This is a genomic window from Oceanobacillus salinisoli, assembly GCF_009733865.1.
GTDB lineage: Bacteria > Bacillota > Bacilli > Bacillales > Amphibacillaceae > Oceanobacillus > Oceanobacillus salinisoli.
The window spans coordinates 137,090-152,059 of sequence record NZ_WOFB01000014.1 but is presented as its reverse complement, the minus strand read 5'-3'; the positions used below and the strand labels follow the sequence as shown (position 1 = coordinate 152,059).

Here is a 14,970-nt window from a genome sequence, read left to right as displayed (position 1 = left end):
ACATCGACTCCCTTCGTTCGTCGTGTTTCCTTTATCTCCTGCGGGGACTGTTCGGTTAAAACCGCCGCTTTGCACGGCAACACCGAACCACCTGGCATGGCCAGGGGCAGTCCGTACGTCGCTAAACGGGCGCTTGCGCTTTTGTTCTTACTCCTATGACAAATGACCTGTTCTAAGGCCAAATAGGAGCCCGTTCCTGTATTAAGAAAATCTGTAGTTTAGGAATGGTGGGGGATATTTTTAATTTCGATTGCCATGCATAATAGGGAATGTAAGTTGGTCAGCAGCGCTACACCAGCTAAAACACCACGGGAGGTGCAAGAGATTAAATTAATCTGCGTTAACACGGATACAATCATAGCTGTAAATGTAAAAGAAGCATATTCGTTTTTTAGCCGATTTAAAGGTTTAATGCTGAAAAAAAGCATGCCTGAAAATTCAGGTCTTCATATTATGCCTTGTTCTTCCATCCATACTTTCTTTATGAAATTTAGCATTGATATTTTATACCTTAATCAAAATAACGAGATCGTTGGAATGGAAGAAGGATTAGATCCTGGCAAAATCGGTAAACGTATTGACAATACTAAATCAGTGATTGAGCTTCCGGCTGGCACGATTAAGCGTACCTCTGTGGCTGTTGGACAGAAAATAGCTTTGCAGGGCTAAACAAAAAAACTATTTAAAATTTAATATAAGAGGAGAGAATTTCATGTTAAACAAAATTAAAGGATTATTTACGGAAGAACAAGGTCAAGGTATGACAGAGTATGGCTTAGTATTAGGGGTTATTGCTGTAGGTGTTATCGGGCTATTAGTCATGTTCCGCGGCCAGATCATGTCCTTATTTGAAACGATTACCGGCGACTTGTCACAAAATGGTGTAACAGAGTCAACAAACAACTAATTAATCATTTTTAATATAAAAGGAGAGAACGATATGTTAAACAAAATCAAAGGATTATTTGCTGAAGAACAAGGTCAAGGTATGACAGAGTATGGTTTAGTATTAGGAGTTATTGCTGTAGGAGTTATCGGACTTTTAGTTATGTTCCGCGGCCAGATTATGTCCATGTTTGAGTCTATCACTGGCGGATTAACAGAAAACGGTATTACGCCATCCACTACTACAGATACTACTACTCCGTAACAAACTAGTATACTTCACGTTTATAAACGATTAGGCGATTGCCTCAGTTGGATTTATACTATCCTACCTTTTAAAAATAGCTTTGCGCCCGTAAAGCTATTTTTACATGAATACAAAATTTTTAAAAAGGAGCATTGACATGTTAAATGGATTATTATTACTCGTTTTAGCTATTAGTGTCGTCACCGATTTGAGAAGCAGAAAAATATATAATAAAGTCATTTTCCCGTCATTGCTCCTTGCTTTTCTATTACATGGAATCTTTGATGGATGGTCAGGACTGTTAAGTAGTTTCTTAGGTTTTTTAACCGGTCTAGGCATCCTTTTGATTCCATATCTGATGGGTGGCATGGGGGCAGGTGATGTAAAGCTATTGGCTTTAGTTGGAGCAATAAAAGGTGCATCTTTTGTTTTTATGGCGTCTATATATATGGCATTGATTGGTGGGCTAATTGGCGTTATCATCCTATTATTTCGTAAAGGATTTTTCCACCGTATTAAATCTATCATTTTCTCTATAAGCAGCATCAGATATGGTATCAAAGTACCTCTGGGATTGGATAAGGAAGCACTTCAAACCACATATCCTTATGGGGTTGCGATTGCTGGCGGAGCGGTGATGGCCTTTATGTTGAATGGAGGGCTATTGCTATGATTCGTGAGGAGAAAGGGCAGGCATTACTGGAATTTGCATTGGTTGTTCCACTCTTTCTATTATTGCTTGTCGGCATCGTAGATATTGGCAGATTAGGTTTTTCCTACTCCTCACTGCATTTTACCGCACAGGAAACGGTAAGGTTGGGAGGACTTGGTAAAACAGATGAGCAGTTGGTGCAATTTGCGCGTGAAAACTTTTCAACAGGTGATTCAAGCAAACTTCAGGTAAATATAACCCCAGAAGGGACACGTAAATCCGGCGAATATATAACCGTTACACTAACATATCCCATCGAACCAGTAACACCATTCGCTAATTTTATTTTTTCAAATCAAATCAATCTTAATGCTGATTCAACGATTCGAATGGAATGAGGGGTTCGTATGAATAAAAGACTATTAAAAAAGGAAGAAGGCAGTGTTCTTTTTCTTGGTTCACTGGCATTTTCGGCATTATTAGCCATAACTGGTGTAGTGATTGATGGTGGCATTCTCTATATGACAAAGGCAGATTTGCAAAAAACAGCTAATGCTGCAGCTTTATCAGGTGCCCAGGAACTAACTGCAAGTCAAGAATCAGCAGTTACATCGATAGTAGATGAAATTTTACTTCGCCACCAGGAGAAACAGTCGTTGGAATCCGTTGAAGTCATACTATATGATCGAGTAAAAGTTGAACTCAAAAAAACCGTTCCACTCGCTTTTTCCAAGCTTTTTGGTATCGATACGGTTGATATTCATGCGAATGCAACAGCTAAAATCGGTGTAATGGGAAGGGCGACAGGAGCAGCTCCACTCGGTGTCGATGAAAATTTAAATCTCGTTTATGGAGAAATGTATCAGCTGAAAGTAAGTTCAGGGGACTCAACAAGTGGGAACTTTGGTATTTTAGCATTGGAGGGTAAGGGAGCAAAAACGTATGAACAAACCTTCCGAGAAGGGTACAGCGAAGAATTAAAGGTTGGAGATACGGTTGCTGTCCAAACAGGTAATATCGCAGGTTCAACAAGAGAAGTTGTAAAAGAAAAAGTCAGCAGTGCTTGTGATATCGATGACCGTGAATGTCCCAGAATCATCATGGTACTCGTATATAAACCGGTTTGTGCGGATCCTGATTCCTGTACGAATTATCAACAAGTGGAAATTACCGGATTTGCTTATTTTTATATTACAGAGCCGATGAGTGATAAAGACACTGCGATAACTGGCAAGTTCATTAAAAGAACAGGAACAGGCTATGTCGATGGAAATGCAAAAGACCGGGGAGCATATAGCATTCAATTAACAGAGTAGGTGAAAAATATGCGTTCAAAGATAATTTTTCCATTAGCTTTAGTAATGGGAATTATAACAACGATTCTCTTTTTTAGTTATATCAAACCATTTCATAGTGAAGAAGTAATCCAACAAAAGACGATAGAAGTAGTTAAGGCAAAAGAAAGAATTGCAGAAAATCAAATTATCTCAAGCGATTTATTGGAGGTAGTTACGGTAACGGAGGAAAACATCCATCCACAAGCGGTAAGAAGTATTGCCGATGTAGAAGGAAAATATACAGATGGGGTCATTGAACAAGGGGAAATATTGATTGCTCCAAGGTTTAAAGATCAGCAAGAAGAAAAAGTTTATGTATCCAGAAAAGTCAAAGATGGATATCGGGCAGTTTCCGTTGAGGCGAATATAGTGGAGACGGTCACTAATTTAATGGAACCAGGAGATTATGTGGATGTTGCTGTAACGTTCGTTAAAGGGGATAAAGTCGAGACGGAGAAAATTTTTTCAGGGGTCTTGGTTTTGGCTGTTGGAAGAAAAATGGATGCACCAGTGAATGATGAGTCTACCTATACGGAATATAATGCAGTGACATTAGAACTGAAACCAAATGAAGCGGTAAAGTTGATTAATGCCCATGAAAAAGGGAATATCCATTTCACCCTACATCCGAGTACCATTCCACCTGGTGAGGAAGAATAGCAGCAAGGAGGAAGGACGATGGCAGAAAATAAAAATGGAAAAATGATTGTGATTTGCGGAGCCAAAGGTGGGATTGGAAAAACGTTAGTTTCGGTTAATTTAGCGATTGCATTAAGTAAAAAGAATATGAAAGTGAATTTGCTTGATACCGACTTCCAGTTTGGTGATGTAAGCCTTGCGTTGGATTTACAGACGACATTTACAATCAAGGATGTGATGGAGGAACAGAATAGTGTGGATAGTGCGTCCGTTAGCAGTTACTTGACGGAGCATTCTTCAGGTATCCATGTATTGCCTTCACCAGAAAGACCAGAATATGCGGAGTTAATTACAAAAGAAGCATTGTTATCTGTTGTCGATTTACTCAGGAAGCAATCTGATTTTCTTATTGTGGATACTGGGGTTGGGATTCATGAACAATCCTTGGAATTAATTGAACAGGCAGATCATATTTTTGTCGTCACGACTTTAGAAATGACCTCTTTAAAAAGTACACGATTGCTATTGGAAACCTTTGATAAATTAGGATTTCGTAAAAAGGTAAAGTTAGTAGTGAATCGATATGATATGGAGAGTTTGATTCAAGCAGAGGAAGTACCGGAAATGCTCGGTTATGACAATGTCATTTATATCCCAAATAATTTTCAAATAGCATCCCAATCCTTAAATTTGGGAATTCCATTTGTTGTAAGCCGTTCAAGATCCAATCTATCGAAGGCGTTTTATAAGTTGGCAGAAAGTATAGTTACGAATAGCCATGTTTCAAGTGAAGGAAAGAAAAAGCAGTCACTTCGCTTCACATTCTCTAAAAAGAAAGGGGGGACTGATCAATGAGTCTCTTAAGCCGTTTGAAGGAAAAGGATACAGAAGGGGATAAAAAAGCTTCCGATGTCCAAAAGGGGCCAAAGCAGCAGTCCCCACCTAAACCGGAAGCAGAGAAGAAGGAACCAACGCCTAAGAAACCGATTATCAAAAAGCCGGAACGTTCCTCTGACAATGAAAAGGATAAACAGTTAAAAGCCCTTTTGCATAAACAGATTTTACAGGAAATGAAGGAATCCGATGACATTGATGTTATCGTTCCGAAGATTGAAGAGATGGCCATTGAGATTATCAAAGAGGATGAATCTTTTAGAGGCGCAGACCGAAAGAAAATCGTCGACGAGCTAACCAATGATTTAACGGGTTTTGGTCCAATTAATCCACTATTATTGGATGATGATGTTTCAGAAATCATGGTAAATGGTCCAAATCGAGTTTATTGTGAACGAAAAGGGAAGCTGGTCTTGACGGATGTAAAGTTTCGGGATAACGAACATGTTATGCATGTGATCGAAAAAATTGTAGCACCACTCGGCCGTCGTGTCGATGAAAGCAGTCCCATGGTGGATGCCCGCCTGCCGGATGGATCGCGGGTAAATGCAATCATTCCTCCGTTATCATTAAATGGTCCGACAATAACGATTCGGAAATTTTCCGAAGACCCATTTGTGATTGATGACCTCGTGCAGTTTGGAACGTTGACAAAGGAAATGGCGATTTTCTTAGATGCTTGTGTGAAAGCCAGATTAAACATGTTTGTCAGTGGGGGAACAGGATCCGGGAAAACTACGACATTAAATGTATTATCCAATTTTATTCCCAGTGATGAACGAATCGTTACCATTGAGGATGCTGCGGAGCTTCAGTTAGGCCAGGATCACGTTGTTTCTCTGGAATCAAGGCCTCCTAATATAGAAGGGAAAGGTGCGATTACGATTCGTGATTTAGTTCGAAATTCACTGCGAATGCGTCCTGATCGTGTCGTAATCGGGGAGGTTCGTGGTGCAGAGGCATTGGATATGCTGCAAGCGATGAACACCGGGCATGATGGCTCCCTGGCTACGGGTCACTCGAATAGTCCGCGTGATATGATTTCCCGGCTGGAGACGATGGTGCTCATGGCTGGTGTGGATCTTCCGGTAAAAGCTATCCGAGAACAAATAGCTGGTGCAATTGATGTGATTATCCAGCAATCGAGATTAAAAGATGGATCAAGGAAAATTACGAAAATAACGGAAGTACAAGGGTTGGAAGGAGATATCATTGTACTGCAGGATATTTTTACCTATGAGCAGAAAGGTTTGGATGAAAACGGAAAAGTAATTGGTGAGCTAATGTCAACAGGAGTTCGTCCGAAGTTTTACGAGCGTTTGGAAAACTCCGGAATAACCATATCATCAGAGGTATTTATGACGAAAGAGGAGTGGGCAGGGTGAAACTAGTTGTTGTTGTTTTCTTTTTTTTAACTGCATTACTCTTCTTTCTTCTGATTTTGCAGAGGATCATTCCTAATAACACTGAAATTATGAGGAAGCGGATTGGCCGCTATTTGATGGATGAAAAGAATGGAAAAACTGTTGCAGCCTTGAAGGAACCAAAGAAAAAGGTGCGTTTCGAAATCAACTTGGACCGTACAAAGAAAAGTGTACGGGAAAGGTTTTTAACAAAAGATAAGAATCGAAAACTGGAATTGGCCCTATATCGCGCTGGTGTTCCGTTAAAACCTGAGGAGTTTGTGATGTTTCATTGGATTGCCGTGGCTTTAGGTGCAGGAATTTTTTATCTGGTCACTGGTCATGTCCTTTTTTTGCCGGTTGGAGCTGCAATAGGGTTTTCGATACCGAATATCATTCTTAAAAAGAAACAGCAGGACCGCTTAAAGGCTTTTAATAATGATTTACCTGAGATGATATCTTCTGTAGTTGGAGGATTGAGAGCGGGGTTCAGCTTTCCTCAGGCACTGAAATCCGTAATGGCAGAGGCTAAGTCACCGATGAAGGAAGAATTGGCAACTATTTTGCGGGAAATGCAGTATGGTACAACAACAGAAGAAGCTTTGCATCATCTTTATGAACGGATGCCAAGTGAGGATTTGGACATTATGATTCAGGCGGTTGTTATCCAGCGGCAAGTTGGAGGGAATTTAGCAACAGTCCTGGAAAAAATCGTCGATACCATTCGAGAGAGAATTAAAATCCAGGGGCAAATCCGAACTTTGACCGCACAAGGAAAAATGTCAGGAATGGTGATTGGATTACTTCCGGTTATTTTAGGTTTGGTTCTGTATGTTATTCAGCCGGAATATATCGGAGCGCTGTTTACGCATCCGATTGGAATTGGCCTTGTTATTGTTGCGGTCATATCTTGTACGATTGGGTATATCCTGATTCAAAAAATAACGACAATCGAGGTGTAGCCTCATGCTATTCGTATCTTATTTATTAACTATATTTTTGTTGATTTTTGGATTATTGATTTGGCGCAAGGAGAAAAAGCGTGCGATTCAAAACCGGATTTCTGCTGTTTTTCAACCGGAAGTAAACGTTCAGGAAAAGGTGGAACCGTTAGATGAAGTAAGAAAGCTTTCTTTCACTACACGAATCACGGCACCGTTATGGAAGAAAGTAAAAAAATCATTTAAACGAAACTTATCAGCGGAAAAGAAAGAAAAATGGGAAATGCAGCTCTTACAGGCGGGAAATCCGTTTGGAATGACGGCAGTGGAATTTCGTATCGTGCAATTGGTAATGTACATGGTACTGCCGGTTATTTTTGGACTTTATAGTTATCTTGTACAACTTTCAGCTGGGATGATTTTTCTTTCGATTCTAGTTGGAGTTATTGCAGCGGCGTTTTTACCTTCTTATTACTTGAAGCAAAAAGCGGCGGCACGTAATAAGAAAGCATTAAAGGAATTGCCGGATTTTATTGATTTATTAACCGTGAGCATTGAAGCAGGACTTGGATTTGATTCTGCTTTAAGTAAAGTGGTTTCGAAAAAGGATGGTGTACTTTCCCGTGAGTTTCAGCGCTGCCTGGAAGAAATGCGTTTAGGGAAAACAAGGCGGGAAGCATTATCCAGTGTTCGGGAACGCATTTTCATAGATGATGTTCGTTCATTAATAGGAAGCATTATTCAAGCAGAGCAATTAGGAATTGGTATGGTACAAATGTTAAACGTACAGTCTATTGAAATTCGAGAAAGAAGAAAGCAACGTGCGGAGGAACAAGCGATGAAAGCACCAATTAAAATGTTATTCCCTCTTGTTATCTTCATTTTCCCAAGTTTATTCGTTGTTCTACTAGGCCCAGCAGTCATCGGACTAATCGGAAACCTCTAATTCGACAAATTTCGGGAAGTGACAGGCACCCAAAGGGTAAAAAGGCTATGGTTGTCATATACCATAGCCTTCTCTGTGATTCGACAAAATTCGGGAAGTGACAGGCACCTTTAAGTGGGCACCCTATGCGTGAGCGCTGCTTTGTTTTTTGTTTCGCATGGAGATAAGTGCAGTACCAATGGATATGATGGCTAATATTCCCCCAACAGCCGCATTATTTTCAACGGATGTTACATCAATAACAACACTTCCGATGGATGCACCAACTGCAATGCCTAAATGTAAGGAAGAATTATTTAAGCCAATTTGAATACTGGAAGTTTCTGGTGCAATAGTCATTAAATAACTTTGCATTGGTGGAGTAACTGCCCAGCTCATCATTCCCCATATAATCAAAAAGACCAGGAACAGAGGTAAAGCAAATGTTGTATAAGGAATCATGAAGATGGCAAGTCCGAATACAATAATAACACTTAATATAGTTCGTTTAGAGCCAAAACGGTCTCCCAAAGTACCACCAACAGCACCACCGCTTACGGCAGCTATTCCGAATACGAAATAAATGATACTAACCCAAGTTCCATCTAAGTCCATCGTCGTCTTTACGAAAGGAGTTAGATATGTATATAGAGTAGAATGCCCTGCCAGTAATATAAAGGTGGTCATATGAGCAAAAAGGACCTTTTGATCTTTGAGTGATGCAAACTGTCTTTTTAATGATATTTGCTTTTCCGGAGCGACCCGTTCCAACAAGAAATAAATTCCAGTAATAGAAAGAAGGGTCAATACCGTAATAAAAACAAAAGGGGCTCTCCATCCAAATGCATTTCCAAGTACCAAACCAATCGGAACACCAAGGACTAAGGAACCACTAACCCCCATATTTACAATACCAATTGCTCTCCCACGATACTTAGGATGTACAATCGTAGCAGCCATTACCACACATAAAATAATGAGCAGCGAGCTACTTGCAGCTGAAATCATCCTTGAAATGAATAAAATGGAGTAGGTGGGGCTAAACACAGCCACTATATTACCGGCTAAAAATACAATTAAGGTAAAAAGCATTAGTTTTTTTCGTTCCAGTTTTGCTGTTAGAACGGATAATACAGGACCGGACACAGCGAAGGTTAATGAAAATATGGTTATAAGTAATCCTGCTTGTCCGATCGTTACGTTTAAATCAAAAGCTACTAAATCTAAAATTCCACCAATAATTAACTCGACCATTCCAACAACAAAGGAAACAATGGTTAATAAATATACACGTTTATCCATAATTATGACGCCTTTCTAAAGATGAGAATACTTACTTATATTATGCTTATTTCAATTGAAATACAAGGGAAGTAGGGATTATATTTTTAAACCGATGGGGGGTTATTAGAGGATGTTCAAAAAGTCCGGTGAAAAAGACACATCTAAAGGGGACCTTCGACTAAGTACCGACACGTCCTGTGTCGAACGTCGAAGTCACCACATCCTGTGGAAGCTCGTTGGCTCGCTTTCCGTTGCTCACGTATGGTGAGGACCTTCTAAACCGCCCACGTCCTTGAAAAAGAAAAGCACTTTTTCTGCGTGCGATGTATCGCTGACGAAGTGTTCCTTGTCCTGTGGGCAACGTAGAAGTCACCACAACACGCTCGGGGCCCGCTACTCAAAGCTTCCCCGACTTCTCGGTCTTTTTCATCCTCCTTTTTGAACGCGCAATATAAGGAAAACGAAACACATAGGTTATAAGAAGAGCGAATGCGAGTTTTCTAATAGATTGTCGTTTTTTACGAATTATAAAATTGGAATTAGTATTGTACAACTTTGATTTCCGCTCCATCAAGTTTAGTAGACGAAAAGGCACTAAATTTTTTAAACCTAACACGGGTTTATTTTTCAAAAATTTGGGTATATACATAAGGATAAGATGTCACACCTAAAGAAGAAATTAGTTGGAATGTCTGTTATACTGTTATTAGTTTATGGAAGGAGAAAGGCAAGTAATGGGCATAGATAAAAAACTACAAAAAGATGCAATGCGGGTATTAAAAGATACAAGTAGAACCTTCTACATTCCAATTAGTTTATTAAAGTCTCCGCTGAAAATGACGGTTGGGTCTGCGTATTTATGTATGCGTGCAATTGATGAGATTGAAGATCATGAACAGTTGGATGCAGAAACAAAACAAAAATTATTACTTACAATAAGCAAATTATTGAAGGGTACTTTCGATAATGAAGTATATGAGCAACTAATAAAACCATATGAAGTACAATTACCTGAAGTAACCATTAGACTAGGTGACTGGATTTCTGTCTGTCCAAAAGAGATAGTAGATAAAGTGAAAGAATCAACAAGTGAAATGGCAGATGGAATGGCAAAATGGGTGGAAAAAGATTGGGTCATCAAAACGAAAGAGGATTTAGACGATTACACCTATTATGTTGCTGGTCTCGTTGGTGTCATGCTATCTGATATATGGGAATGGTATGATAATACGAAAACAGATCGAGAACTAGCTATCGGTTATGGAAGAGGGTTACAGGCAGTAAATATGCTTCGAAATCAGGATGAGGATGCTGAACGTGGAGTACAGTTTTTACCTGAAACGTGGAACCGTAAAGATCTTTTTTCCTATGCGGATGAGAATTTAAAAATGGGTGATCAATACATAGAATCGATAAAGACGAAAAATATCCTGGTGTTTTGCAAAATACCATTGGAGCTCGCGAAAAAGACATTAAAAGCACTTAAGAGCGGGGAAGAAAAAATGTCGCGTAAAGAGGTTGAAACAACAGTGGATGAAATTATTAGTGAATAGCATTTAATAGATAGCGATTAGGTCACCTAATCGTTCTATGAAATGTTTATTCAGAAATTTCAGACTAAATCGGAAGGAATGTATTATCTTCGGTAAGGAGAGGACACATTCATATTATATGAAGGAGGTTGACGTCTTATTATTAATTACCTATAATGAAAAACTGCGTCATAAAATAGAGCAAGTTGGTGGATTTGTCATTGAATATTTACATTCAATTCCATCCAACGGTCTTTAATGGCAAAATGTAATACGATATTATAGACGCTTGTTCCTATAAAATTAGGAGGAAAAAAGTGAATTCAAAGAAAAAAGCAACATTAGATTGGCCAGTATTTATAATAAGTGGTGGGTTTTTAATCTTATTTATTGTCTTGTCATTTATCAATAGTGATATGGTTGGAAATACAATATCCACCCTGTTTGATTTATCAGCAGAGTTATTTGGTGCTTACTGGCAAGTCTTGTTATTATTAAATTTTGCAATTGGTTTAGTACTCGCTTTTTCTAAGTATGGAAAAGTTCGATTAGGTAATATGGACAAACCAAAGTATAGTTTCTTTGGTTGGGTTTCGATGATATTAGTAACATTATTGGCTAGTGGTGGCGTATTTTGGGCGGCGTCCGAGCCAATGAACCACTATATGGAAACACCCCCTTTATTCGGTGGTGGTGAATTTAATAATGTTCCAGCAGCCTTTGCACAATCCTTTATGCATTGGGGGTTTACAGCGTGGGCGATTCTTGGGACATTAGCTACTATTGTGATGATGTATGTGCATTATACAAAGAAATTACCGTTACGACCAAGAGGCTTATTGTATCCAATTTTTGGTGAAAAAATTTATCATAACAGCGTAATTGGATCTGCTGCGGATATTTTTTCCATTATTGCTACCGTTGCAGGTACTCTAGGACCACTAGGATTTCTTGGACTGCAAATATCCTATGGTCTAAACCATCTATTTGATGTTCCCAATACGCTATCGCTAAGTATCATTGTCGTACTTGCATTAGCTGGAATTGCAGCGATCTCCGCTGCGACAGGAGTTGACCGTGGTATCTATCATTTGAGTAACTACAACGTGATGTTTACCATCTTTTTAGCAGCAGTAATTCTTATTATTGGGCCTACGATGTTTATCATTGATGCCTTTGTTGGTGGAACAGGCTTTCACATTCAGCACTTTTTTGAAATGAGTTTGTACCGCGGAGACCATGGCTGGCTTGCGTGGTGGACGATTTTCTTTTGGGGCTGGTTTATCGGCTATGCACCAATGCTGATTGTATTTATTAGCCGTATTTCCCGAGGAAGAACGATTAGGGAACTGATTATCGCTGTTTCAATCGTTGCACCATTAGTAAATAACTTTTGGTTCTCGGTTGTAGGTGGAACTGGAGTATTTTTTGAAAGAGAAAACCCAGGATCAGTGTCTAATGCTCTAAATGAAGGTGGAATGCCAGCAGCAGTGATGGCGATAACCGATCAATTACCGATGGGAACTATATTTGGTGTAGCATTCCTACTGGTATCGATTATTTTTGTTGCGACAACAACAGATACGATGTCTTATACGATAGCTGCAACCTTAACTGGTAATGACCATCCTAGAAGATGGCTGCGCGTATTCTGGGCAATCATCTTTGGTCTTACTACCGTGATGATATTGACAATCGGAGAAAATAGTATATCCGCTATTCAAAACTCTATTGTAATAACCGCAGTGCCAGTATCCTTGCTTTTATTGCCGCCATTGTGGAATGCACCAAGAATTGCAAGAAAAATGGCATTAGAACAAGGCCTTATTTGGCAAAGGGAAATGCGAAAGAAAGTAGATAAATCTGAATGAAAGAAAAACCTTCATCTTTTCTAACTACTAGAAACAGATGAAGGTTTTTTAAAAAAGATAAGAAAGTATAAATTTGCGCTTTGATGTCTAGCTCCGTCGCCCAGCGACTAGCGGACTTCCCTCACCTCCGTACGATAAAGAAGACTTGCCGATTGGTGAAACCAGAGGCTTAGTCGCACTTATACCCTTGCGGTGAAAGTCAACATCGACTCACTCCGTTCGTCGTGTTTCCTTTATCTCCTACGGGGACTGTTCGGTTAGAACCGCCGCTTTGCGCGGCAACACCGAACCACCTGGCATGGCCAGGGGCAGTTCGTACGTCGCTAAACGGGCGCTTGCGCTATTTTTATTCGTTTGTCTTCTGGAAGCCGCTGTTTTTGTCACTGAATATATAAACTCCGACATTACTTAGTGCTCTCATACCGCTCCGGAAATACACTACGCTCATCATTTAAAGTTATGTCGCAGTTTATATCAACCACGAAAATTAAAAAAACAACAAAACTTACGAAAAGAGCCTTATATAAAAAATTAGAGACCGGATAAAGACGGTCTCTAATATGAGAATCATGTTATTTAATATGCTTATTAAATAATGCTCGGAGTGCCAGATACAAGATAGCCGATGCAAAAACGATTACTGCGATTGCTCCAACTCCAACAAGAACGGGTGCAATTGGTTCAACAAATCTAGCAATAAATGTTAAACCAAGAAGTGAATATCCTGCGACTACAGCTGCTAAATATAATAATGCTAATTGATACATTTGCATCCCTCCTTACATCATTAATTTATGAGTGAAGGAGGGATATAGATTGTGCTGCTGTCCAATTATTTGTTAGCGAGCTAGATTAATAGCACTGGAAGGATTCAATTCTGTCTAGGTCAATACCGAAGTATACCCATCTCCATCCTATCCAACGATAACCGGCAATAGATCTTCTTCCAACAAAGGTTGGATAGAACCAGAAAGCACTTCTTCTAAGCCAAATATACGTAAATCGAAATAAACATCCACGAATCCCACCAGGGTCTACTGCTAATGCCTGAAACTGCGGCTGCTGAGGTGTAAAGCTAGGTGGTGGTGAAGTTGGTGGTCCTGCTTGTTGTCCTACTCCGGGTACACCCGGGAATTGCTGGCCGGGACCGGCACCTGGAAATCCTCCGCCAGGAAAGCCCGCTCCAGGTCCTGCACCAGGGAAACCTTCTGGAGTACCTGGAAATCCTGTTCCGGGAGCGCTACCAGGGTAACCTCCACCGGGACCAAAGTATTGGTTTAATAAATACCATGGAAGTCCATATTGTCTCTCCTCCCCATAATACGGTGACTCATAGTGTTGTGGATAGTAGTTCATTCAAAATTCCCCCTTAATAATTTCATGTCTATACACTATATGGGAAAATCGTCCAGTTGGGGATTAGTCTAAAGAAGAATAGGCTTTTAACTAGGAAAATAAGGTGGGTCATTGTATTTTCTGAAAATTGGAATACAATTATTTTTAATTGGCATCGAATAAAAAGCTAAAAAACTTAAGGACGATTTTTTTAAAAACATATATGAGTGATTACTCACTTTACAAAATCCGAGGTGGGTAATATAATAAAGTGAGTAATCACTTAATCGAGGGAGAGGTGTATATTGTGGAGACATGTGTGTCGGTTCAAGATGTATCCAAAGTATTTGGCGAACAGAAGGTATTAAATAAGATAAGTTTAGAAATTGTGAATGGAGAAATCTTTGGACTTCTAGGTCCATCTGGTGCAGGAAAGTCCACTCTTGTTAAACAATTAGCTGGATTAGACAACCCGACAATAGGAGACAATTATGTATTTCAGCAAAAAATGCCAGACTTAAACTTAATGAAGAGAATTGGCTATATGGCTCAGGCGGATGGTTTGTATGAAGAATTATCTGCCAGGGAAAACTTGGAATTTTTTGCAAAGTTATATGGATTAAGAGGAAAAAGACAGTTTGAAAGAATAAAAGAAGTGATGGAAGTTGTTGCACTATCAGATCATGTTCATAAACTTGTATCCAATTATTCTGGTGGAATGAAAAGGAGGCTTTCGTTAGCGATTGCATTGCTGCATGAACCGGAAATGCTCATTCTTGATGAACCAACTGTGGGGATAGATCCGGTATTACGAAAAAGTATTTGGGAAGCGTTTTATCAATTGAATAAACAGGGGACAACAATCCTTGTCACTACTCATGTCATGGATGAAGCAGAAAAATGTGATCGATTAGGTCTGTTGAGAGATGGCTCACTTATTGCTGTTGGTACACCGGAAGAGTTAAAAGGCAAATCAGGTTCAGTCAGTCTGGAAGAAGTCTTTTTGGCATATGGGGGTGTTTAAA

General features: G+C 39.6%; 17 protein-coding genes. 14 read left to right on the top strand and 3 right to left on the bottom strand.

The features are described 5' to 3' along the window. The first annotated feature begins 276 nt into the window (after window positions 1–276). The 11 genes from GMJ66_RS10950 to GMJ66_RS10900 all read left to right on the top strand — a co-directional run bounded on the left by GMJ66_RS10950 (window position 277) and on the right by GMJ66_RS10900 (window position 7,944). A complete protein-coding gene (locus tag GMJ66_RS10950; protein ID WP_231514898.1) occupies window positions 277–669 on the top strand; it encodes a DUF192 domain-containing protein in 393 nt (130 codons plus the stop codon). A gap of 43 nt (window positions 670–712) precedes the next feature. Next, window positions 713–907, top strand: a complete 195-nt coding sequence (locus tag GMJ66_RS10945; protein WP_156290353.1) for a Flp family type IVb pilin — start codon at window positions 713–715, stop codon at window positions 905–907. Between the two features lie 33 nt (window positions 908–940). Then, window positions 941–1,150: a Flp family type IVb pilin gene (locus tag GMJ66_RS10940; RefSeq protein WP_156290352.1), complete on the top strand. Its 210-nt coding sequence runs from the start codon at window positions 941–943 to the stop codon at window positions 1,148–1,150. Between the two features lie 139 nt (window positions 1,151–1,289). After that, a complete protein-coding gene (locus GMJ66_RS10935; protein WP_156290351.1) occupies window positions 1,290–1,805 on the top strand; it encodes an A24 family peptidase in 516 nt (171 codons plus the stop codon). Beyond that, window positions 1,802–2,182: a TadE/TadG family type IV pilus assembly protein gene (locus tag GMJ66_RS10930; protein ID WP_156290350.1), complete on the top strand. Its 381-nt coding sequence runs from the start codon at window positions 1,802–1,804 to the stop codon at window positions 2,180–2,182. The genes GMJ66_RS10935 and GMJ66_RS10930 overlap by 4 nt, the downstream gene beginning before the upstream one ends. A 9-nt stretch (window positions 2,183–2,191) precedes the next feature. Beyond that, window positions 2,192–3,100, top strand: a complete 909-nt coding sequence (locus GMJ66_RS10925) for a Tad domain-containing protein (protein WP_156290349.1) — start codon at window positions 2,192–2,194, stop codon at window positions 3,098–3,100. Window positions 3,101–3,109: 9 nt separating this feature from the next. Then, entirely contained in the window at window positions 3,110–3,781 is a 672-nt protein-coding gene (gene cpaB, locus GMJ66_RS10920; RefSeq protein ID WP_156290348.1) for a Flp pilus assembly protein CpaB, read from the top strand. Window positions 3,782–3,799: 18 nt separating this feature from the next. After that, window positions 3,800–4,615, top strand: a complete 816-nt coding sequence (locus GMJ66_RS10915) for an AAA family ATPase (protein ID WP_156290347.1) — start codon at window positions 3,800–3,802, stop codon at window positions 4,613–4,615. Continuing rightward, on the top strand, window positions 4,612–6,039 hold the full coding sequence (locus tag GMJ66_RS10910; RefSeq protein WP_197046663.1) for a CpaF family protein: 1,428 nt from the start codon (window positions 4,612–4,614) through the stop codon (window positions 6,037–6,039). Before GMJ66_RS10915 ends, GMJ66_RS10910 begins: the two co-directional genes overlap by 4 nt. Continuing rightward, complete coding sequence (locus tag GMJ66_RS10905) at window positions 6,036–7,019, top strand: type II secretion system F family protein (RefSeq protein ID WP_156290346.1); 984 nt, start codon at window positions 6,036–6,038, stop codon at window positions 7,017–7,019. Before GMJ66_RS10910 ends, GMJ66_RS10905 begins: the two co-directional genes overlap by 4 nt. 4 nt (window positions 7,020–7,023) lie before the next feature. Further along, a complete protein-coding gene (locus tag GMJ66_RS10900; RefSeq protein ID WP_156290345.1) occupies window positions 7,024–7,944 on the top strand; it encodes a type II secretion system F family protein in 921 nt (306 codons plus the stop codon). A gap of 123 nt (window positions 7,945–8,067) precedes the next feature. On the opposite strand, the gene GMJ66_RS10895 is transcribed toward GMJ66_RS10900, so the two are convergent. Then, window positions 8,068–9,225, bottom strand: coding sequence for an MFS transporter (locus tag GMJ66_RS10895; protein WP_156290344.1), 1,158 nt, complete (start codon window positions 9,223–9,225; stop codon window positions 8,068–8,070). Window positions 9,226–9,941: 716 nt separating this feature from the next. Here GMJ66_RS10895 and GMJ66_RS10890 point away from each other — a divergent pair. Beyond that, window positions 9,942–10,760, top strand: coding sequence for a squalene/phytoene synthase family protein (locus tag GMJ66_RS10890; RefSeq protein WP_156290343.1), 819 nt, complete (start codon window positions 9,942–9,944; stop codon window positions 10,758–10,760). Window positions 10,761–11,056: 296 nt separating this feature from the next. After that, on the top strand, window positions 11,057–12,610 hold the full coding sequence (locus GMJ66_RS10885; protein ID WP_156290342.1) for a BCCT family transporter: 1,554 nt from the start codon (window positions 11,057–11,059) through the stop codon (window positions 12,608–12,610). 572 nt (window positions 12,611–13,182) lie between these two features. Here the strand turns inward: GMJ66_RS10885 and GMJ66_RS10880 are convergent. Beyond that, entirely contained in the window at window positions 13,183–13,377 is a 195-nt protein-coding gene (locus tag GMJ66_RS10880; protein ID WP_156290341.1) for a hypothetical protein, read from the bottom strand. An 85-nt stretch (window positions 13,378–13,462) separates the two neighbouring features. Then, on the bottom strand, window positions 13,463–13,966 hold the full coding sequence (locus GMJ66_RS10875) for a hypothetical protein (protein ID WP_156290340.1): 504 nt from the start codon (window positions 13,964–13,966) through the stop codon (window positions 13,463–13,465). A 250-nt stretch (window positions 13,967–14,216) separates the two neighbouring features. Between GMJ66_RS10875 and GMJ66_RS10870 the strand changes: the two genes are divergently transcribed. Then, entirely contained in the window at window positions 14,217–14,969 is a 753-nt protein-coding gene (locus GMJ66_RS10870; RefSeq protein ID WP_231514897.1) for an ABC transporter ATP-binding protein, read from the top strand. Window position 14,970: the final 1 nt, after the last annotated feature.

Coding starts and splice junctions, on each gene's coding strand:
- GMJ66_RS10910 (WP_197046663.1), top strand. CDS start 4,612: ATGAGTCTCTTAAGCCGTTTGAAGGAAAAGGATACAGAAGGGGATAAA.
- GMJ66_RS10940 (WP_156290352.1), top strand. CDS start 941: ATGTTAAACAAAATCAAAGGATTATTTGCTGAAGAACAAGGTCAAGGT.
- GMJ66_RS10925 (WP_156290349.1), top strand. CDS start 2,192: ATGAATAAAAGACTATTAAAAAAGGAAGAAGGCAGTGTTCTTTTTCTT.
- GMJ66_RS10935 (WP_156290351.1), top strand. CDS start 1,290: ATGTTAAATGGATTATTATTACTCGTTTTAGCTATTAGTGTCGTCACC.
- GMJ66_RS10880 (WP_156290341.1), bottom strand. CDS start 13,377: ATGTATCAATTAGCATTATTATATTTAGCAGCTGTAGTCGCAGGATAT.
- GMJ66_RS10890 (WP_156290343.1), top strand. CDS start 9,942: ATGGGCATAGATAAAAAACTACAAAAAGATGCAATGCGGGTATTAAAA.
- GMJ66_RS10930 (WP_156290350.1), top strand. CDS start 1,802: ATGATTCGTGAGGAGAAAGGGCAGGCATTACTGGAATTTGCATTGGTT.
- GMJ66_RS10945 (WP_156290353.1), top strand. CDS start 713: ATGTTAAACAAAATTAAAGGATTATTTACGGAAGAACAAGGTCAAGGT.
- GMJ66_RS10915 (WP_156290347.1), top strand. CDS start 3,800: ATGGCAGAAAATAAAAATGGAAAAATGATTGTGATTTGCGGAGCCAAA.
- GMJ66_RS10875 (WP_156290340.1), bottom strand. CDS start 13,966: ATGAACTACTATCCACAACACTATGAGTCACCGTATTATGGGGAGGAG.
- GMJ66_RS10895 (WP_156290344.1), bottom strand. CDS start 9,225: ATGGATAAACGTGTATATTTATTAACCATTGTTTCCTTTGTTGTTGGA.
- cpaB (WP_156290348.1), top strand. CDS start 3,110: ATGCGTTCAAAGATAATTTTTCCATTAGCTTTAGTAATGGGAATTATA.
- GMJ66_RS10900 (WP_156290345.1), top strand. CDS start 7,024: ATGCTATTCGTATCTTATTTATTAACTATATTTTTGTTGATTTTTGGA.